Raw genomic sequence first — 19,319 nt, 5'->3', positions numbered from 1 at the left:
CGTGGACATCGACATGAGTGCCCTGCGCGGGCTGGTCACCGAGAAGGGCGTGCCGTTCGACCTGCTGGTCGAGTCGATCGAGTCGGCCCTCCTCATTGCGTACCACCGCACCGAGGGCTCCCGCCGCCGGGCGCGGGTGGAGCTGAACCGCAAGACCGGCCACGTGACGGTGTGGGCCCTGGAGGACGCCGCCGAGCTGGACGAGGGCGTGGAGCCCAAGGAGTTCGACGACACCCCGAGCGGGTTCGGCCGGATCGCCGCGTCCACCGCCAAGCAGGTCATCCTGCAGCGGCTGCGGGACGCCGCGGACGACAAGACCTTCGGTGAGTACGCCGGCAAGGAGGGCGACATCGTCACCGGTGTCGTCCAGCAGGGCAACGACCCGAAGAACATCCTGGTCGACATCGGCAAGCTCGAGGCCATCCTGCCGCCGCAGGAGCAGGTCCCGGGCGAGGACTACCGGCACGGCACCCGGCTGAAGTGCTACGTGGTGGGCGTGCGGCGCGGTGTGCGCGGCCCGTCGGTCACGCTGTCGCGGACCCACCCGAACCTGGTGAAGCGGCTGTTCGCGCTGGAGGTCCCGGAGATCGCGGACGGCTCGGTGGAGATCGCGGCGATCGCCCGCGAGGCCGGTCACCGCACCAAGATCGCGGTGTGGTCGCGCCGTCAGGGCCTGAACGCCAAGGGTGCCTGCATCGGCCCGAACGGCATGCGGGTGCGCGGCGTGATGGCCGAGCTGCACGGCGAGAAGATCGACATCGTCGACTGGTCGGAGGACCCGGCCGAGATGGTCGCCGCCGCCCTGTCGCCCGCCCGGGTGACCAAGGTGGAGATCGTCGACCTGGCCCAGCGTTCCGCCCGGGTGATCGTGCCCGACTACCAGCTGTCGCTGGCGATCGGCAAGGAGGGGCAGAACGCCCGCCTGGCCGCCCGCCTCACCGGCTGGCGGATCGACATCCGTCCGGACACCGAGGTCCCCGCCGGGGAATCTTCGGACCGGTAACAACGTTGTTCGAAGCCTCCGGAGATCTACTCGGCGGCGGCGAGTCCCTTCGGAGGGGTAGACTTGAACGTGTCTGGCCGGACGCATGTCCGCGCATGCCCTGAACGCACCTGCGTGGGCTGCCGCAAGCGGGCGGCCAAGCACGAGCTGCTGCGTGTCGTGGCGGGCGAGGGCGAATGCGTCCCCGACCCCCGCGGCACACTGCCGGGCCGGGGCGCGTATCTGCACCCCGAACCGAACTGCCTCGACCTCGCGGTCCGCCGCCGGGCGTTCCCGAGGGCCCTCAGGGTCCAGGGCACGCTCGAACCCGGCGCCCTGCGGGAGTACGTCGGGGCAGGAGCAAGTCCGGCCGACGGTCAGTCGGCCCGCTGACGGGCCTCGCGCCCGGCAACACGCACCAGCGCACGGCAGTGGGTACATCGCCGTGCGCCCAGTCAGGTACCTCGCGAGATGGAAGTAGGTCGAGATTGCGATGAGCACTCGATGAGTACGCGATGAGTACGCCCATGAAGTAGCGACAGTCCGGCGGACGAATACCCCGGACGTATAGACAGGAGCGAAGTGGCTAAGGTCCGGGTATACGAGCTCGCCAAGGAGCTTGGTTTGGAGAGCAAGGCCGTCATGGCCAAGCTGACCGAGCTGGGTGAGTTCGTGCGTTCGGCGTCCTCGACGATCGAGGCGCCGGTCGTGCGTAAGCTGACTGACGCTTTGGGAGCGACCCCGCCGTCCGGCGGCGCGTCCTCCGCGAAGCCTGGCCCGCGGAAGCCCGCGGCGCCCCAGCCGTCCGGCGGTGCCGGTGCGGCTGCACCCAAGCCGGGTGCCCCCACCCCCGGCCCGCGTCCGACCGTGACGCCGGGCCCCCGTCCTACCCCCGCGCCCGCCGCGGGCTCGGCTGCGCCGAAGCCCGCCGGGGCGCCGACCCCGGGTCCGCGCCCGGCTGCCCGTCCGGCTTCGCCGGCCGCGCCCGCCGCGCCCGCCCCGGCGGCCGAGTTCTCCTCCCCGGCTCCGGCCGGTGAGGCTCCGGCGCGTCCGGCCGCCCCGCGGCCGGCCCCGGCCAACCCCGCGGCCCGTCCGGGCCCGCGTCCGGCCGGCCCGCGTCCGGGCAACAACCCCTTCACCTCCGGTGGCGCGTCGGGCATGGCCCGTCCGTCCGCTCCCCGTCCGGGCGGTCCGGCCGGCGAGCGCGGCGAGCGTGGCCAGCGTCCGGGTGCCCCGGGTGCCGGTGCTCCGCGTCCGGGTGCCCCGGCCGGTGAGCGCGGTCCCCGTCCCGGCGACCGTGGTCCCCGTCCCGGCGGTCCGGGTGCGGGTGCTCCGCGTCCGGGTGCCCCGGCCGGCGAGCGCGGTCCCCGTCCCGCTGGTGCCCCGCGTCCGGGTGCTCCGGGTGCCGGCGCTCCGCGTCCCGACGGCATGCCGCGTCCGGCCGGTCCGCGCCCCGGTGCGCCGAGCCCGTCCGGTATGCCCCGTCCGAACCCCGGCATGATGCCGCAGCGTCCGGGCCCGCGTCCGGGTCCGGGTGCCGGTGCGCGTCCGGGTGGTCCCGGTGCGCGTCCGGGTGCCCCGGGTGGCGCCCGTCCGGGCTTCCAGGGCCGTCCGGCCGGTCCGGGCTCGCGTCCGGCCGGTGGCGGCTTCGGCGGTCCCCGTCCCGGCGGTGCCGGTGGCGGCGGCGGCTTCGGTGGCGGCGGTGCCCGTCCCGGTGGCTTCGGCGGTCGTCCCGGTGGCCCGGGTGCCCGTGGTGGCACGCAGGGTGCGTTCGGTCGCGGCCCCGGTGGCCGTCCGGCGCGTGGCCGGAAGTCGAAGCGCGCGAAGCGTCAGGAATACGAGGCCATGCAGGCCCCGTCCGTCGGCGGTGTGATGCTGCCGCGCGGCAACGGTTCGACCGTTCGCCTGTCGCGCGGTGCGTCGCTGACGGACTTCGCGGAGAAGATCAACGCCAACCCGGCCGCGCTCGTCTCCGTCATGTTCAACCTCGGTGAGATGGTCACCGCCACCCAGTCGGTCTCCGACGCCACGCTGCAGCTGCTGGCGGACGAGATGGGCTTCGTGCTGGAGATCGTCAGCCGGGACGACGAGGACCGTGAGCTGCTGGAGTCGTTCGACATCGACTTCGGTGTCGACGAGGGCGACGAGGAGCAGCTGGCTCCGCGTCCGCCGGTCGTGACCGTCATGGGTCACGTCGACCACGGTAAGACCCGCCTGCTGGACGCGATCCGCAAGACCAACGTGGTCGCGGGCGAGGCCGGTGGCATCACCCAGCACATCGGTGCGTACCAGGTGGTCACCGAGGTGAACGGCGAGCAGCGCCCGATCACCTTCCTCGACACCCCGGGTCACGAGGCGTTCTCCGCCATGCGTGCCCGTGGTGCCAAGTCCACCGACATCGCGATCCTGGTGGTCGCGGCCAACGACGGTGTCATGCCGCAGACGGTCGAGGCGCTCAACCACGCCAAGGCCGCCGGTGTGCCGATCGTGGTCGCGGTCAACAAGATCGACGTCGAGGGTGCCGACCCGACCAAGGTCCGCGGTCAGCTGACCGAGTTCGGTCTGGTGGCCGAGGAGTACGGCGGCGACACCATGTTCGTCGACATCTCCGCCCGCCAGGGCCTCAACATCGAGGAACTGCTGGAGGCCGTGGTCCTGACCGCGGACGCCTCGCTCGACCTGCGCGCCAACCCGGAGCAGGACGCCCAGGGCATCGCGATCGAAGCCCACCTGGACAAGGGCCGCGGCGCCATGGCGACGCTGCTCGTCCAGCGCGGCACCCTGCGGGTCGGCGACTCGATCGTCGTCGGCGACTCCTACGGCCGCGTCCGCGCGATGCTGGACGAGAACGGCAACAGCCTCTCCGAGGCCGGCCCGTCCCGTCCGGTGCTGCTGCTCGGTCTGACCTCGGTGCCCCGCGCCGGCGACAGCTTCATCGTCGTCGACGAGGACCGCACCGCCCGTCAGATCGCCGAGAAGCGCGCCGCCCGCGACCGCAACGCCTCGATGGCCCAGCGCCGCGTCCGCGTGTCGCTGGAGGGCTTCGAGGCCGCGCTGGCCGCCGGCAACATCGAGAAGCTCAACCTCATCATCAAGGGTGACGTCTCCGGTTCGGTCGAGGCCCTGGAAGACGCCCTCGTCAAGCTGGACGTGGGCGAAGAGGTCGAGCTGCGGGTCCTGCACCGCGGTGTGGGTGCCATCACCGAGTCCGACGTGGACCTGGCGATGGGCTCGGACGCCATCATCATCGGCTTCAACGTGCGCGCCGAGGGGCGTGCCCGTACCGCGGCCGAGCGCGAAGGCGTCGACATCCGGTACTACTCGGTCATCTACCAGGCGATCGAGGAGATCGAGGCCGCGCTCAAGGGCCTGCTCAAGCCCGAGTACGAGGAGGTGCGCCTCGGCTCCGCGGAGATCCGCGAGGTGTTCCGTTCCTCCAAGTTCGGCAACATCGCCGGTGTCATCGTTCGCGAGGGCATCATCCGCCGCAACACCAAGGCTCGCCTGCTGCGCGACGGCAAGGTCGTGGCGGAGAACCTCAACATCGAGGGTCTGCGCCGCTTCAAGGACGACGCGACCGAGGTCCGCGAGGGCTTCGAGGCCGGTGTCACGCTGGGCTCGTTCAACGACATCAAGATCGACGATGTCATCGAGACCTACGAGATGCGCGAGAAGCCGCGCGCGTAACGGCTGCTGACCGGGGTCGGTCGACGGGGTGCAGTTATCCCGTCGACCGGCCCCGGCCGCGCTGTTAGGGTCCTGGCTGTCGGGAATCCTTCGAGGCCCCCAGGCCGGCCAGGCCTGTCACTACATGTATGTAGGTACTCTCACCTTCGACCTGCTCCTCGGCGACGTGCACTCGCTGAAGGAGAAACGGTCGATCGTGCGGCCCATCGTGGCCGAACTGCAGCGCAAGTACAGCGTGTGCGCCGCAGAGGTCGGGAACCAGGATCTGCACCGCAGGGCCGAGATCGGCGTTGCGGTGGTGTCCGGCGACGCCGGGTACGTCAACGAGATCCTGGACAGCTGTGAGCGGCTCGTCGCCGGCCGCCCCGAGGTGATGCTGCTCTCCGCGAGGAGGCGGCACCACCACGACGACGACGAATGACCTGCGGGCGTCACCACCGTCACACCCGCATCGGAACCGGAGCGCCCACAAGGCTGGGCGCGGGCGGGTACGTTGGGGAGAGGGCCCCACCGGGTCTAGGTCGTGACCCGGGTACCGCGCCTATTGCACGAGGAGGCAAGGCAACGTGACCGACACCGCAAGGGCGCGCAAGCTCGCCGACCGCATTCAGGTGGTCGTGGCGGAGACCCTGCAACGCCGGATCAAGGACCCGCGACTCGGGTACGTCACCATCACGGACGCCCGGGTGACGGGAGACCTCCGCGAGGCCACCGTCTTCTACACCGTCTACGGTGACGAGACCGAGCGGGAGTCCAGCGCGGCCGCGCTGGAGAGCGCCAAGGGCATCCTGCGCTCCGAGGTCGGCAAGCAGACCGGGGTGCGGTTCACGCCGACCCTGACCTTCGTCGCCGACGCCCTGCCGGACAACGCCCGGAACATCGACGACCTGCTGGACAAGGCCCGGCTCTCCGACGCCGCCGTCCGCAGCGCCGCAGCCGGGGCCACCTTCGCCGGCGAGGCCGACCCGTACAAGGCGGCCCGCGACGACGACGAGGACGAGTGACCACGGCCGGGAACCCGGCCGAGTCCGGCGCCGCGGGGGCGGTCTCCACCGTTGAGGTGGAGTCCGCCCCCGCGGTGCTTCCGGGCCCTCGCAACGGGTCGTCGCCCGAACCCGGCGCCGGGCAGTCGGACGGGCCGTTCGCACACGAGTGGGCGCGGACCCTCGAACTGATCGCGGACGCCGACGAGATCGACCTGATCTGCCACATCTGCCCCGACGGCGACGCGCTGGGCTCCGCGCTGGCCGCCGCACTGGCCCTGCGCGGCCTCGGCAAGCGGGTACGGGTGTCGTTCGGCGACGACCCGCAGATCATCCCCGAGTCGCTGTCCTTCCTGCCCGGGCAGGAACTGATCGTCCCGGCCGCCGCGATCCCCGACGCGCCCGCGCTGGTGCTGGCCTTCGACGCCGCCTCCGAGGACCGGCTCGGCCTGCTGCGCGACAAGGCGTTCGCCGCCGCCGACCTGGTGGTCTTCGACCACCACGCCTCCAACCCGGGCTTCGGCGACGTCCGGCTGATCGACCCGTCCGCGCCCGCCACCGCCGTGCTGGCGGACGAACTGCTGCGCCGGCTGCGCGTCCCGCTGGACCAGCCGATCGCGACCTGCCTGTACACCGGCATCGCCACCGACACCGGCTCGTTCAAGTACCGGGCCACCACGCCCGCCACCCACGAGATGGCCGGGCGGATGCTCGCCACCGGGATCCGGCACGACCTGATCTCCCGTCAACTCTGGGACACCACCTCCTTCGGCTTCCTGAAGGTGCTCGCCGGGGCGCTCGAGCGCGCCGTGTTCGAGCCCGAACAGGCCGGCGGGCACGGACTGGTGTGGACCTGGGTGCCGTACCAGGACCTGGCGCTGTTCGGCGTCACCGTCGAGGAGATCGAGGGCCTGATCGACGTGCTGCGCAAGCCCGCCGAGGCGGACGTCGCGCTGGTGCTCAAGCAGGACCCGGACGGCACGCTGCGCGGCTCCTGCCGCTCCCGGGGCGCGGTCGACGTGGCCGCGGCGTGCGCCCGGCTGGACGGCGGCGGGCACGTCTTCGCGGCCGGGTTCTCCGCCCGGGCGGGGGTGCCGGAGACCGTGGAGCGGTTCCGGGTGGCGTTGGCGGAAGAGAGCGCGCGCTAGGCTCGTCCGGTTCGGTGGACGGGCTTTCGACCGGCCGCGACGGCGGCCGCGAAGGCGGTTGCGCAGGAATGCGCGCCAGATTTTGAAACGATGATGAAGCGATGAAGCGTAAAGGGACGGGCCCCGACGGGCTGGTCATCGTCGACAAGCCGGAGGGCATCACCTCGCACGGCGTGGTCGCCAAGCTCCGCTGGCTGGCCGGCACCCGCAAGGTCGGGCACGCCGGCACCCTCGACCCGATGGCCACCGGCGTCCTGGTGATCGGCGTCGAGCGGGCCACCCGGCTGCTCGGGCACCTGATGCTCACCGCCAAGACCTACGACGCCACGATCCGGCTCGGGCAGACCACCGTCACCGACGACCGGGAGGGCGAGGTCACCGGCTCCGCCCCGGCGGACCAGGTGGCGCGGGAGGCGATCGACGCCGAGATCGCCAAGCTCACCGGCGAGATCATGCAGGTGCCGTCCAAGGTCAGCGCCATCAAGATCGACGGCAAGCGCTCGTACGCGCGGGTCCGCGAGGGCGAGGACTTCGAGCTCGCCGCCCGGCCGACCACCGTGCACTCCTTCACGGTGCACGAGGTGCGCCCCGCGGTCGCCGAGGACGGCACGCCGGTGCTCGACCTCGACGTGACGGTCGAGTGCTCCTCCGGCACCTACATCCGCGCGCTGGCCCGCGACCTGGGCGCCGCGCTCGGCGTCGGCGGGCACCTGACCATGCTGCGCCGCACCAAGGTCGGCCCGTACTCCGTCGAATCCGCGCACACGCTGGAGCAGTTGGAGGAGAAGCTCGAGGTCCTGCCGATCGCCGACGCGGCCGCCGCCGCGTTCCCGCGCTGGGACATCGACGCCGAGCAGGCCAAGCTGCTCTCCAACGGCATGCGGCTGCCCGCGCCCGGTCTCGGCGTGGACGGCCCGATCGCGGTCTTCGACCCGGACGGCCGCTTCCTGGCGCTGGTCGAGGAGCACGCCGGCAAGGCCAAGCCGGTCGCGGTGTTCGTCGGCTGACGCCAATTGCCTTGGGCGGCCCCGGTGGAGAGCACTCCGCCGGGGCCGTTCGGCGTCTCAGCGCAGCGCCAGGTGCCAGTCGTTGCTGTGCAGGAAGCGCCCCGAGCGCTGGGGGTACTCGAAGGCGCACGGGCCGGCGTCGGTGAAGCCGAGGCGGGCGCACAGGGCGTTCGAGGGGGCGTTGTCGGTGGCGGGGAAGGCGTGCAGGGTGCCGGGGGTGGTGAGGTCCGCCGCCGTCACCTCGCGCAGCGCGGCCAGCATCAGGCGGCCGGCGGCGAGGGCGATGCCGCGGCCCTGGAACCCGGGCAGGACGTTCCAGCCGGTCTCGTAGATCTCCGCGCCCTGCCAGCCGCGCCGGTGGTAGGCGATCGAACCGGCGGGTTCGCCGTCGGCCAGGACCGCGAACATGACGCCGCCCAGGGTGGGGAGTTCGAGGTAGCGGCGGTGGCGGTGCAGCAGCTGTGCGCCGGTCTCCGGGCCGCCCACGTGCCGGCGCATCTCCGGGGTGTTGATGCGCTCCAGCAGGGCGAAATGGGAGTCGGTCCAGGGGGCGAGGCGGACATCCATGCCGGGATGGTGACAGACGCGGAGCGGCCCGGCCCACGGGTTTTCGGCGGGCGGGAACGGGGCGTTTCGGCGGGCGGGAACGGGGCGGCCGGGGCGTTGTGCGGCGTGTCGCCGGGGGCGCGCGAGGTGAACGGGTGTGGTGAGCGGGGCGCGCGGGGTGCTGTGGGGCTGGTGGGGGGCAAGCTGACCGGCGGTCGCCGGAGCGGCCGATGTGCTGGCACGGCGGCAGGAGGACTGGCGGGATGGGCGAGGGCGCGAGCGCCGGTTTCGTGGGCGACCCGGCGCACGGGCTGCTGCGGATCCGGGACGTGCAGGGCCGGCTGTGCGGCCTCGGGTTCGTCGCCGACCGGCAGGGCACGGTGGTGACCGCGCACGAGGCGGTGGCAGGCCTGCCCCGGCTGGTGCTGCACACCCCGGGCGGGCAGTCCCGGGTGCTCGGGCCGGAAAGCGTCGACCTGCTGCCGGAGCACGGACTGGCCCTGCTGCGGACCACGGCCGTCGGCGGAGTGCCCGGCCGCGCCCTGCCGATCGGGCGGGGAGACGTCGGCGGCCCCGTCGTGGTGCCGCACCAGCGCCGGGAGGACGGCGTGCCCGCGCTGGCCCGCGGCACCCTGCTCGGCCGGGAGAACGGCCGCTGCGGGGACGGCGCGCAGACCCGGACGGTACCGGGCGTGCTGCTGCTCGACCTCGCGGTGGCACCGGTGGCCGGCGCGCCCGTGCTCGACCCCGGCACCGGCGCCGTGCTGGGCGTCGTCGCGCCCCGGGTGCGCACCGCCGCCGGGGCCGGGGTGGCCGCCGTCCCGCTGTCCGTCGAGGGCCCGCCCGGCGGCGGCCCGCTCGGGCTGCTGCTGGCCCGCAACGCCTCCGGCGTGCCCGCGTTCGGCCGCGCCCTCAACCTGGCCGGCGGACTGCGCCTGACGGCCGCCCAGCTGGACGCCGCCACCGCCGGGCCCGGCCGGATCACCGAACTCGCCGCCGACCGGGTCGACCGGCCCGACGGCCTGAGCGGCGAGGAACCGCAGGACACCCTGACCGTGCTGCTTGGCGGCGCCGGCAGCGGCCGCACCACCGAACTCGCCGCGCTCGCCGTCCGCCGGGCCGGCGCTGCCGAACCCCTGCCCACGCTGTGGCTGCGCGGCGCCGACCTGGCCCCAGGCGACCGCACCCTCGGCGACACCCTGCACCGCCGACTCGCTGCGGCCGCACGGCAGTTGGGCGTCCCCGAGGTCGGCCCGGCGGAACTCGCCGAACGGTGCGCCGGCGGCGGCCGCCCGCTGCTGGTGGTGCTGGACGGGCCCGAGGAGGCGCCGCGGGCGCTCACCGTGCCCTGGCTGGCCGCCGGTCTGGAGTGGCTGCGCACCCACCACGCCCGGGCCCTGGTCGCCTGCCGGCCCGATGCCTGGGAGCAGCTCGGCCCCTGGCGGGCCGCCGCCCGGGCACTCTGGCTGGGCCCGCTCACCGACGACGCGGCAGCCCGGGCCGGGCGGCGCTACGGCCTGCCCGAGACCTTCCTCGGCCCCGCCGACCGCGGCCACCCGCTGGCACTGCGGCTGGCCGGCGACCTGCGCGGCGCGGGCGCGCTCGGGCCGGTCGCCACCCGCACCGAACTCTTCGACGGCTGGCTCGACCTGGCCTGCCTGACCGTCGCCCGCCGGGTCGCGCTCACCCCCGGCGGGCAGCGCCGCCACCGGCGCGGCGGCCCCGTCCCGCCCGGCGAGGACGCCCGCCAGGTGCGGCGGCTGGCCGCCGTCGCCGCCGGCCGGCTGCACGAGGCCGCCCGGCTGATGCTCGGCGCGGGCGACGGGGCACTGCCCGCCGAGGAGTTCGAGCGGCTGTTCCCGGCCGTGGGCGGCTGGGCGCGGGCCGTTCACGAGGAGCGCCTGCTGGTCCCGGCGGGCGCCGGGCGCCGGGCCGGCCACGAGGAGTGGGGGGAGTGGCTGCAGAGCCTGCACCTGGACCTGGACGCGGCGCTGCGGCTGCTGCTGGCGGAGGGCTCGGCGGGTGAAGTCGCCTTCAGCACAGACGAGTTGACGGACCGGAAGATCCTGCCACCCGCGGCGACCGCCGGAGTGACAGGCCGTCAGGGCGCCGTCGGCCGGGCCCGGGTCGGGGTGGTGGTGGGGGCGCTGCGCCGGGTGGGCGCGGCGCGCGGCGCGGGGGCGCTGGACGGGTGGCTGCACCGGATCCGGCTGACGCTGGAGCGCGCCGAGCCCGGCGGCGACCCGGACTGGTGGGCGGGCCGGCTGCTGACCGACGGCATCGCCGCCAGCCCCGAGCCGGGCGCGCATCGGGAGCTGCTGGAACTGCTGGTCGAGCGGGCCGGATGGGACGAGCGCTTCGGCCCGGCGTTCTGGGCCGGCCTGCCGCTGCCCGCCGCCGACCGGGTCGCGCTGCTCGGGCGACTGGCCGCCGACCCGGACGGCGAGGCGCAGGCGGTGCGGGAGAGCGTCGCGGAGCTGCTCGCCGCCGAGCCGCACACCGTGCTGCCGCTGCTCTGCGGCTGGTACGAGCACGCCGGGCCCGGCGCCGCCGACCTCGCCGACGCGCTGCTGTTCGAGCACCGGGCGCTGGCCCTCGACGAGTTGACGGAGGCACTGGTCGCCGCCGCACACCCGCGCGCCGACGCGCTGCTCGGGCGGCTCGCCGAACGGGAGCCGTCCGCGCTGTGCCGGGCGGTCGACCGGTGGAGCCACGACCCGCGCCCCGAACGGCACGTCGCGGCCGCCGTGCACGCGCTGCGCACCGCCCCGCACGCGGGCGGCTCGGGCGCCCAGCTGCTGCGGCTGGCCGCCCGCGCCCTGCTGGCCCGGGAGGAGGAACCGGCGCTGCACGGCGCGGCCCTGGCGCTGCTGGTGCGCGACCCGCAGACCCGCGCCGAACACCTGCCGGCGGCGCTGGCCGCGTACCGGGCGGGCGACCCGTTCCTGACCGAGGAGGTGCTGGGCGAACTCGTCGAGGAGTACCCGGCCCAGGTGCTGTCCGCCGTCCGCGAGCGGCTGCGGCTGCCCGGGGCGCGGGACGGCGACGGGCTGCGGGCGCTCGACCGGGCGGCGGACCCGGCGGTGGTGCGCGCCGGGGTGCTGCTCGCCGCCGAACTGCTCCGCGAACAGCCCGAGCGGGCCGGGCAGATCGCCGACCACCTGGACCGGCTGCTGGACGCCGGACGGGATGCCCGCCCGCTGCTGCCGGCCCTGCTCGCCGCCGGCCCCCCGGAGCGGGCCCGCTTCGCGCCGGTGCTGGCCGCCCCCGGGAAGGGCCGTGCGGGCCTGCTGGACGCCCTGCTGGCCGCCGAGCGGCACCCTGCCGTCCTGGGCGCCGTCCTGGAGGCGCTGGCGGCCCGGCACGCCGCCCACCCGCCGTCGCGGGTGCGCGAGTTGCTGCACCGGATCGCCGACCGCTGGCCCGGGGCGGACGCCGTCCTGGTGCGCTGCGCGGGCCGCTGGGCCGGTTTCGCCCGGCTGCTGGCCGACTGGCCCGCGGACGCCGCGCCACCGCCCGCGGGGCCCCGGCTGACCAGGATGCGGACTCTCACCGCCGCCGGCCGGGACCCGCAGCACGCCGCCGCGGAGGCGGAACGGCAGGTGGACCGCCCCGGCGGCCGTCTGACCGGTCACACCGGGGGCCTTCCGGTACCTGGGCAGGGTCGGTCGCATGGCACGCTATAGGGGTTCGGTTTCGGTCTTTCGAGTGCACCGGGTGTGCACACCGTAGGAACAAGGAGCGGTCAGGTGCAGCGCTGGCACGGCCTGGAGGAGATCCCCGGGGACTGGGGGCGCAGCGTCGTCACCATCGGATCGTTCGACGGGGTCCACCGCGGACACCAGTTGATCATCAAGCGAGTGGTCGAGCTGGCCGGGGAGCTGGGGGCGAGGTCGGTCGTCGTCACCTTCGACCCGCACCCCAGCGAAGTGGTCCGCCCGGGCAGCCACCCGCCGCTGCTCGCCCCGCAGCCCCGGCGGGCCGAGCTGATCGAGCAGCTCGGTGTGGACGCCGTCCTGGTGCTGCCGTTCACCGCCGAGTTCTCCAAGGAGTCGCCGGAGTACTTCGTGCGCTCGGTGCTGGTCGACGCGCTGCGCGCGAAGGCCGTGGTCGAGGGCCCCAACTTCCGCTTCGGCCACCGCGCGGCGGGCAACGTGGAACTGCTCGCCGAGCTCGGCCGGGCCGACGACTTCGCGGTCGAGGTGCTCGACCTGCAGGTGCGCGGCGCCGCCGGCGACGGCGAACCGTTCTCGTCCAGCCTGTGCCGCCGCCTGGTCGCGGCCGGCGACATGGCGGGCGTCGCCGAGGTCCTCGGCCGCCCGCACCGGGTCGAGGGAGTGGTCGTCCGGGGCGCCCAGCGCGGCCGCGAACTCGGCTACCCCACCGCCAACGTCGACACCGTCCCCTACTCGGCGATCCCCACCGACGGCGTGTACGCGGGCTGGCTCACCGCCGACGGCGAGTGCATGCCCGCCGCCATCTCGGTCGGCACCAACCCGACCTTCGACGGCACCACCCGCACCGTCGAGGCGTACGCCATCGACCGGGTCGGCCTCGACCTGTACGGCAAGCACGTCGCCGTCGACTTCCTCGCCTGGCTGCGCGGCATGGAGAAGTTCGACTCCATCGACGCCCTGCTGGAGCGGATGGCCGAGGACGTCAAGCGCGCCCGGGAACTCACCGAGCGCCCCTGACCGGCCGCCACACGAAAGCCCCCCGCGATTCGCGGGGGGCTTTTTTGACGTGCGCTCAGCCGTGCTGCGGCGGGTACCCGTAGCCGGGCGGCGGGCCCTCCTGCGGTGGGTAGCCGTAACCGGGCACCGGCGGGCCCTGCGGCGGGTAACCGCCGGGCTGCTGCTGCGGGTACGGCTGCTGCGGCGGCTGCTGCTGCCACGGCTGCCCGGGCGCCGGGTAGCCGCCCTGCTGCGGCGCCTGCTGGTACTGCTGCGGGTACGGCTGCTGCTGCGGCGGGACGCCCTGCTGCTGGCCCTGCCAGCCGCCCTGCTGCTGCTGTTGCTGCTGCCAGCCGCCCTGCTGCTGCGCCCGGGCGATGTCCTCGCCGACCAGCGCGGCCAGCTCGAAGTAGGCGTCCCGGACCTTGGGCCGCATCATCGCCAGGTTGACTTCGGCGCCGGCCGCGAGGCTCTCGTCGAACGGCACCACCACGACACCGCGGCAGCGGGTCTGGAAGTGCGCCACGATGTCCTCGATCTTGATCATCTTGCTGGTCTCGCGCACCCCGGAGACCACCGTGATCGACCGCTGCACCAGGTCCGCGTAGCCGTGCGCGGACAGCCAGTCCAGCGTGGTGGAGGCGCTGGACGCACCGTCCACGCTGGGCGTGGCCACCACGATCAGCTGGTCCGCCAGGTCCAGCACACCGCGCATCGCCGAGTACAGCAGACCGGTGCCCGAGTCGGTCAGGATGATCGGGTAGTGCTGCCCGAGCACCTGGATGACCTGGCGGTAGTCCGAGTCGTCGAAGGTGGTGGAGACCGCCGGGTCCACGTCGTTGGCGACGATCTCCAGGCCCGAGTTCGGGTCCTGCGAGGTGAACTGACGGATGTCCATGTAGCTGCGCACGTGCGGGATCGCCGTCACCAGGTCGCGGATGGTCGCCCCGGTCTGCCGCTTGATGCGGCGGCCCAGGGTGCCCGCGTCCGGGTTCGCGTCGATCGCGATGACCTTGTCCTGCCGCTCACTGGCCAGCGTCGCGCCCAGCGAGGTGGTGGTCGTGGTCTTGCCGACACCGCCCTTGAGGCTGATCACCGCGATCCGGTAGCAGGTCATCACCGGGTGCCGGATCAGCTCCAGCTTCTGCTGCTTGCCGGCCTGCGCCGACTTGCCGCCGAACTGGAACCGCGACTGCTTCTGCACCTTCGGCTGACCGCGCAGCAGCCGGTCCGAGGAGAGCTCCACCGCCGCCGTGTACCCCAGCGCCGCACCGTGCGCCGCCTGCTGCGGACCGGGCTGCTGGAACTGCGCCGGCGCCTGCGGGGCGTTCGGACCCGAGTGCTGCTGGTACGCCGGGCCCGGCCCGGCCTGCTGCTGCTGTCCGGCCTGCGGCCAGCCGCCCGCCCGCGGATCCACCGGCGGCTGCCCGGCCCACTGCTGCTGACCCTGCTGCGGGTACGGCGGCTGCTGCTGGACGGGCTGCTGCTGGGCCTGCTGCGGGTAAGGCTGCTGCTGCGGCGGCTGGTTGGGCCACTGCTGCGGCGGCGGCTGCTGCTGCACCGGCGGCTGCCCGGCCCACTGCTGCTGACCCTGCTGCGGGTACGGCGGCTGCTGCTGGACGGGCTGCTGCGCGGCCTCCTGCACCGGCGCCGCGGCGGACGCGAGCTCCACCGGCGGCGCGACGGGCACACCCTGCCCGTCGGTGGCCGGCCCGGAGTGCTGCTCGGGGCCCGGCGCGGGCGGCTGCTGGTGCTGGACCGGCGGCTGCTGAACGGCCACCGGCTCGGCCGGCGGCACCTGCGCCTGCACGGGCTGCTGCTGGACGGGCTGCGGCTGGACGGGCTGCGGCTGCTCGGGCGCTACCGGAGGCTGCGGCGCGGGCTGCTGCTGGACCTCCGGCTGCACCGGCTGCTGGACCGGCTGCTGATGGACCGGCGGTTGTTGCTGCACCGGCTGCTGCTGGACAGGCGGCTGGGCCGGGCCGGGAGCGGCGCTCTGGGTGTACCAGGACGGAGCGGTGTAGTCCGGGGTATCGGGCCACTCATCGTCGTCCTCGGCCGCGTTGTCGCCGACATAGACGCCGTCCCGATCGCTGCTCACTGGGGCTCCCTCGTTCTCGCCGACATCGCTTCGGCGGTTGCCTTCGGGCAACAAGACTAGGCCGTGCGGACCGGTCCGCTGAAGGCGGAGGCCGACCTGACGGCAGATCGGAGCGGGTCGGCCGACCGGTCCGTCCCTCGGGAAACACCACCCCCGTCAGGCGCACCGGCCGGCCGGCCCGTGCGACACGGCCCTCCCGGCCGCACCGCTTCAGTCCATGCGGCGCGGGCCGCCCAGCACCTGGGTCTCGGCCTCGCCCGGATTGGTCATCACGTACTGACGGCGCATCCGGGTCGCCCACAGGGTGATGTGGTCGGGCATCGTCGGCAAGGTGTTCACATCGCCCGGCGACAGCGACAACAGACGACCCACCAGCTCCGATTCCTGCGGTGAGATCCGCTGCAGACCGACCAGGTCGGCGGCGTTCAGCACCCGGCTCGCGTTCGGGCCCAGGTACGGCAGCACCGTCAGCGTGGTCTGCCACGGCGACGCGGACAGCCGGCTGCGCGAGGGCCGCGCACCCAGGTCACGGACCACCAGGACGGGTGACGCCACCGACGCGCCCTGCGCGCCCAGACGACCCACCTGGTGGATCGTCACGCACGGCTGACCGCCACCCGCGGCCTGCGCCATCGGCGCCCACGCCTGCGGACGGCCGGTCTCCACCGCGACGCGGGCACCGGTGGCGGCGGCGCGCAGCGCGATCAGCTGCGCCGTCCACATGCCACCGACCAGCACCACGTCGTACTGCGTCGGCCGGAACAGGCCGATCACGGCGGGCCGTTGCTGCTGGTCCAGGCCGATCACCACGCCGTCGTCGCCGACCGGGAAGGCCAGCGCCGACAGGTCCTCGAGGGTCAGCACGTGCTTCTCCCGGCGGGGGCCGCGCAGGCCGTAGCCGGGACGGACCCGCACCCGGCTCTGCTCGGCGGGCTGCGGGGCCTGGCCGCCGTACGTCTGATAGGCCATCAGGAAGTTCCCCCCAGGGGCAGCGTGGCGAGCAGGCCCGGGCCGTGCTCCTGGTCGAGACGGGTCAGCGCGGTGCCGGCGTGCTGGGCGCGGGACTCCACCAGGCGGCCCACCTGGGCGACCTCGCTCTCGCTGCGCCCGGTCAGCCGGACGTGCCCGCTGAGCGCCACCGAGCCGCCCATCGCGCGGGTCGCGGTGATCGAGAAGGTGGAGGCGAACGCCGGGGTGCTGGTCAGCTGGTTGACCAGATCGGGGGCGGCGACCCGGCCGCCGCCGGCGCCCGGACGGGACAGCTCCGGCCACTTGGAGATCCAGTAGGTGGCGTGCCAGCGGTCGTCGATCCGGCAGAACTTGGCGGACTCCTGGGCCCGGCGCACGCCGACCCCGCCGCCGCCGGAGCCCTGACGGCCCGCCACCGCGACCGGGTTGGCGCACACCGAGATGGCCAGCGCCGCGATCAGCTCGCGCTCGTCCAGGACGGTCGCGGTGAAGCCGGCGCTGTTCAGCCGCCCGGCGAGCTGGTCGGTGACCCGCTGGAGCGCCTTGCGGGCGCCCTCCTCGCCGCCGCCGCGGGCCAGCACGGCGGTGGAGGCGTGCTCCGGGTCGAGCTTGATGGCGATCCACGTCAACCGCAGCGCAGGAGTGTTCACTCCTCCGGGCGCCTGCTGGTAGGCGCGCGCGGCCAGCGAGTGCTCCGGCAGATGCGGCGCGGGCGCCGGCTGGGTGTGCTGGATCAGCTGCACCGACTCCAGCGGAATGTCGTCGACCTGCAGGACCGAACAGATCAGGTCCAGCGGCAGCGAGGACTCGGGGGTCCGGCCCGGACGCAGCGGCTGGTCCTTCGACTGCACCAGCAGCACCGAGGTGAAGAACGTGCCGTCGCCGATCATGCCGGTCTCGCGGCGCAGCGGCCGCCCGTCACCGAGGTCGGTCTCGATCGCGTGGGTGCAGGTGCGCAGCGCCGGGTCCAGCTCCATCATCGGCGCCAGCGCCGGGTCGGTGCCGGGCGGCGGAACGTTGTACTTCGCTTCCTTGCGACGGGAGTTGAACGCCGAGCGGACCCCCACCGCCTCGCCCATGGTGCGGCCGCCGAGGCGCAGCAGCGCCACCACGACGAGAATCACCGCGGGCACCGCGAGAACCGCGGCCATCAGCTTGTTGATCGACCAGCCGACCGCCACCAGGGCGACGGCGACCTCGAGTTGGACGATTTGCTTGAGCTCCAGGCGGCGGGCGAGCAGCCCGGGCCTGGGCAGCAGCCGCAGGCCGACCGGGCCGGTGGGCGCCGCGGCCGGAGCGGTACGCGCCCGCCGGCCGCCCTGGGCGTCCGGCCTCCGGCCGTTCGTGCTGGAGCGTCGTCGTGCTGGAGCGGACTGGCTTGGCATCCCCCGAATTGCCCTCTCTGCTTCAGATGTGCCGTCAGATCCCCGTGCGGCTGCGGCCCTCAGGGCCGGGTCGCGGGCCGGGTCGACAGCCCGGATGGCGGACCGTCGGAGCCTACCCGTTACCGTACTCACCGTCTGCTGTCGCATCGTAGAGGGTTGACCGTTCCGGACGCCCGCCGGGTGGCAGACTCACGCACAGCACAAGCGCGTTGACACCCGCAGGTCGGGTCACACAGGGGAGACGGGGACGAGCATGGCATCACGCCGGGACGAGCTGAACGCCTATACCTTCGCCCGCAAGCGGATGGTCGGGGCCTTCCTGCAGCCGGGGGGCGGCGGCAACGACGAGGACGCACCGCGTCCGATCCGCGCGGTGCTGCCGAGCTTCGTGATCGGGGCCGTGATCGTCGCCGGCTTCGGCATGTGGGGCGTCATCAAGCCCAGCGCTCCGCCGAACTGGGACAACGGCAAGTACATCCTGCAGGGCAAGACCTCCACCACCCGGTACGTGATCCTGACCGACCAGAAGTCCGGCCAGCCGATGCTGCACCAGGTGCTGAACATGTCCTCGGCCCGCCTGGTGCTGGCCGAGAACGCCACCGTGCAGACGGTCGCCGACGAGGTGCTGGACAAGTACCCGCGGCGCGGTCCCGCCATCGGAATCCCGTACGCGCCGGACAAGTTGCCCAAGGTCGATGACGCGGGCATTTCGAAGCTGTGGTCGGTGTGCGACAAGCAGGGCAAGGAGAACCTGTCGTCCCAGGTGGCCCAGTCGATGTTCATCGCGGCCGGGGCGGACGCCAAGACCCTTCAGGGGGAGCGGAAGCTCAAGGACAACCAGTCACTGTTCGTCCAGGGACCGGACGAGCAGGGTGCTCCAGGGTCGAGGTTCCTGGTCGACAGCAACGGCTTGAAGCACGCGATCGGCCGGGAGGACACCAGCAAGACCGACAAGGACGCCATGGAGACGGCACTGTTCGGCCCGGACATGAAGCCCCAGCGCGTCACCAAGGAATGGCTGGCAACCCTGGACTACGGCGAGCCGGTGAAGTTCTTCCGCTTCGCCAACGTCATTGCCAAGCAGTCCCTGCCTTCCACCGTGGCCCTCTCGAAGGAATCGGAGAAGAAGGTCGGCCGGGTGCTGAAGTTCGAGGGCAACTACTACGCGGTCGGCCCGAACAACCTGTTCCAGATCAGCGAGTTCCAGGCGGACCTGATGCGCCTCGACCCGAACACGCAGGCTGCGGCGTACGGCGACGCGACGCCGACCATCGCGGAGCTCGGTGCCGGCGACTACAGCAAGCTTCAGGCGACGATCTCCCGGGCCATGCTCGACGACGCCAAGAACCTCCCCACTCGCAAGTCCCCGGCGGTCAACGTCGGCGCCAACGATCCCCGCACGGTGGTCTGCTCGACCTTCGACGGCTACGACGGCGACAAGATCAAGCGCTCGGTGTGGGCCAGCACCGCCTACCCGGCGGACGTCAGCTCGGACGCGGCCAGCGCGCACGTGACGCCCGGTCACGGTCTGCTGTACCGCTCGCTGGACGGCAACAGCAAGCCCACCGCCGACGGCGGCACCGGCACCGGCTACCTGATCACCGACTCCGGCCTGCGTTACACACTGCCCGTCAACAACGACGGTGGCAACGGCGCGGCCACCCCCAGCGCGAACCCGCAGGGCGGCGAGAAGAAGAGCACCAACGAGGCGCAGGCGCGGCTGGGCTTCAAGTCCGTCAACCCACAGTTCGTGCCGGAATTCTGGTCGAAGCTGGTGCCGGCCGGTCCGGTGCTCAACACCAACACTGCACTTCAGCCGCAGAACGCCTGACGAACCG

Annotated in this window: 14 protein-coding genes; 10 read left to right on the top strand and 4 right to left on the bottom strand. The window is 73.6% G+C overall.

Annotation, left to right across the window (positions count from 1 at the left end):
• Position 1 precedes the first annotated feature (1 nt).
• The 7 genes from nusA to truB all read left to right on the top strand — a co-directional run bounded on the left by nusA (position 2) and on the right by truB (position 7,807).
• Positions 2 to 1,003 (top strand): transcription termination factor NusA, encoded by a 1,002-nt coding sequence (gene nusA / locus ACGFWJ_RS33265; RefSeq protein ID WP_387649705.1) that lies wholly within the window; start codon positions 2 to 4, stop codon positions 1,001 to 1,003.
• A gap of 69 nt (positions 1,004 to 1,072) precedes the next feature.
• Entirely contained in the window at positions 1,073 to 1,375 is a 303-nt protein-coding gene (locus ACGFWJ_RS33260; protein WP_387649775.1) for a YlxR family protein, read from the top strand.
• 189 nt (positions 1,376 to 1,564) lie between these two features.
• Positions 1,565 to 4,669 carry a translation initiation factor IF-2 gene (gene infB / locus ACGFWJ_RS33255; protein WP_387649702.1) on the top strand — a complete coding sequence of 1,035 codons (3,105 nt, stop codon included), beginning with the start codon at positions 1,565 to 1,567 and terminating at the stop codon, positions 4,667 to 4,669.
• A gap of 124 nt (positions 4,670 to 4,793) precedes the next feature.
• Complete coding sequence (locus ACGFWJ_RS33250) at positions 4,794 to 5,090, top strand: DUF503 domain-containing protein (RefSeq protein ID WP_073818821.1); 297 nt, start codon at positions 4,794 to 4,796, stop codon at positions 5,088 to 5,090.
• A 145-nt stretch (positions 5,091 to 5,235) separates the two neighbouring features.
• On the top strand, positions 5,236 to 5,673 hold the full coding sequence (rbfA, locus tag ACGFWJ_RS33245; RefSeq protein ID WP_387649698.1) for a 30S ribosome-binding factor RbfA: 438 nt from the start codon (positions 5,236 to 5,238) through the stop codon (positions 5,671 to 5,673).
• Positions 5,670 to 6,800 (top strand): bifunctional oligoribonuclease/PAP phosphatase NrnA, encoded by a 1,131-nt coding sequence (locus ACGFWJ_RS33240; RefSeq protein ID WP_392956136.1) that lies wholly within the window; start codon positions 5,670 to 5,672, stop codon positions 6,798 to 6,800. The genes rbfA and ACGFWJ_RS33240 overlap by 4 nt, the downstream gene beginning before the upstream one ends.
• Before the next feature lie 101 nt (positions 6,801 to 6,901).
• On the top strand, positions 6,902 to 7,807 hold the full coding sequence (gene truB, locus ACGFWJ_RS33235; protein WP_387868441.1) for a tRNA pseudouridine(55) synthase TruB: 906 nt from the start codon (positions 6,902 to 6,904) through the stop codon (positions 7,805 to 7,807).
• A 57-nt stretch (positions 7,808 to 7,864) separates the two neighbouring features.
• Here truB and ACGFWJ_RS33230 read toward each other — a convergent pair whose 3' ends face one another.
• Entirely contained in the window at positions 7,865 to 8,374 is a 510-nt protein-coding gene (locus tag ACGFWJ_RS33230) for a GNAT family N-acetyltransferase (RefSeq protein WP_387649690.1), read from the bottom strand.
• 242 nt (positions 8,375 to 8,616) lie between these two features.
• On the opposite strand from ACGFWJ_RS33230, the gene ACGFWJ_RS33225 reads away from it, so the two are divergent.
• Together ACGFWJ_RS33225 and ACGFWJ_RS33220 are read left to right on the top strand one after the other, a co-directional pair.
• Positions 8,617 to 12,039, top strand: a complete 3,423-nt coding sequence (locus tag ACGFWJ_RS33225) for a serine protease (RefSeq protein WP_392956132.1) — start codon at positions 8,617 to 8,619, stop codon at positions 12,037 to 12,039.
• Positions 12,040 to 12,102: 63 nt separating this feature from the next.
• On the top strand, positions 12,103 to 13,047 hold the full coding sequence (locus ACGFWJ_RS33220) for a bifunctional riboflavin kinase/FAD synthetase (RefSeq protein WP_387649684.1): 945 nt from the start codon (positions 12,103 to 12,105) through the stop codon (positions 13,045 to 13,047).
• 55 nt (positions 13,048 to 13,102) lie between these two features.
• On the opposite strand, the gene ACGFWJ_RS33215 is transcribed toward ACGFWJ_RS33220, so the two are convergent.
• From ACGFWJ_RS33215 to eccE, 3 genes are all read right to left on the bottom strand, one after another.
• Positions 13,103 to 15,127 carry an AAA family ATPase gene (locus ACGFWJ_RS33215; RefSeq protein WP_392956129.1) on the bottom strand — a complete coding sequence of 675 codons (2,025 nt, stop codon included), beginning with the start codon at positions 15,125 to 15,127 and terminating at the stop codon, positions 13,103 to 13,105.
• A gap of 210 nt (positions 15,128 to 15,337) precedes the next feature.
• Positions 15,338 to 16,096, bottom strand: coding sequence for a hypothetical protein (locus ACGFWJ_RS33210; RefSeq protein WP_387649679.1), 759 nt, complete (start codon positions 16,094 to 16,096; stop codon positions 15,338 to 15,340).
• Complete coding sequence (gene eccE / locus ACGFWJ_RS33205) at positions 16,096 to 17,481, bottom strand: type VII secretion protein EccE (protein WP_387649676.1); 1,386 nt, start codon at positions 17,479 to 17,481, stop codon at positions 16,096 to 16,098. Before eccE ends, ACGFWJ_RS33210 begins: the two co-directional genes overlap by 1 nt.
• A gap of 253 nt (positions 17,482 to 17,734) precedes the next feature.
• Here eccE and ACGFWJ_RS33200 point away from each other — a divergent pair, with 253 nt between their 5' ends.
• Positions 17,735 to 19,312 (top strand): type VII secretion protein EccB, encoded by a 1,578-nt coding sequence (locus tag ACGFWJ_RS33200; RefSeq protein WP_392956126.1) that lies wholly within the window; start codon positions 17,735 to 17,737, stop codon positions 19,310 to 19,312.
• Positions 19,313 to 19,319 lie beyond the last annotated feature (7 nt).

It is taken from the genome of Kitasatospora sp. NPDC048407, assembly GCF_043200475.1.
Taxonomy (GTDB): domain Bacteria; phylum Actinomycetota; class Actinomycetes; order Streptomycetales; family Streptomycetaceae; genus Kitasatospora.
The sequence above is the reverse complement of the archived record's forward strand: the minus strand, read 5'-3'. Positions and strand labels throughout refer to the sequence as shown.

What these genes read in the sequence shown, in the direction of transcription:
- ACGFWJ_RS33250 (WP_073818821.1), top strand. Translation starts at nt 4,794, where the DNA reads ATGTATGTAGGTACTCTCACCTTCGACCTGCTCCTCGGCGACGTGCAC.
- truB (WP_387868441.1), top strand. Translation starts at nt 6,902, where the DNA reads ATGAAGCGTAAAGGGACGGGCCCCGACGGGCTGGTCATCGTCGACAAG.
- ACGFWJ_RS33230 (WP_387649690.1), bottom strand. Translation starts at nt 8,374, where the DNA reads ATGGATGTCCGCCTCGCCCCCTGGACCGACTCCCATTTCGCCCTGCTG.
- ACGFWJ_RS33225 (WP_392956132.1), top strand. Translation starts at nt 8,617, where the DNA reads ATGGGCGAGGGCGCGAGCGCCGGTTTCGTGGGCGACCCGGCGCACGGG.
- ACGFWJ_RS33210 (WP_387649679.1), bottom strand. Translation starts at nt 16,096, where the DNA reads ATGGCCTATCAGACGTACGGCGGCCAGGCCCCGCAGCCCGCCGAGCAG.
- eccE (WP_387649676.1), bottom strand. Translation starts at nt 17,481, where the DNA reads ATGCCAAGCCAGTCCGCTCCAGCACGACGACGCTCCAGCACGAACGGC.
- ACGFWJ_RS33200 (WP_392956126.1), top strand. Translation starts at nt 17,735, where the DNA reads ATGGCATCACGCCGGGACGAGCTGAACGCCTATACCTTCGCCCGCAAG.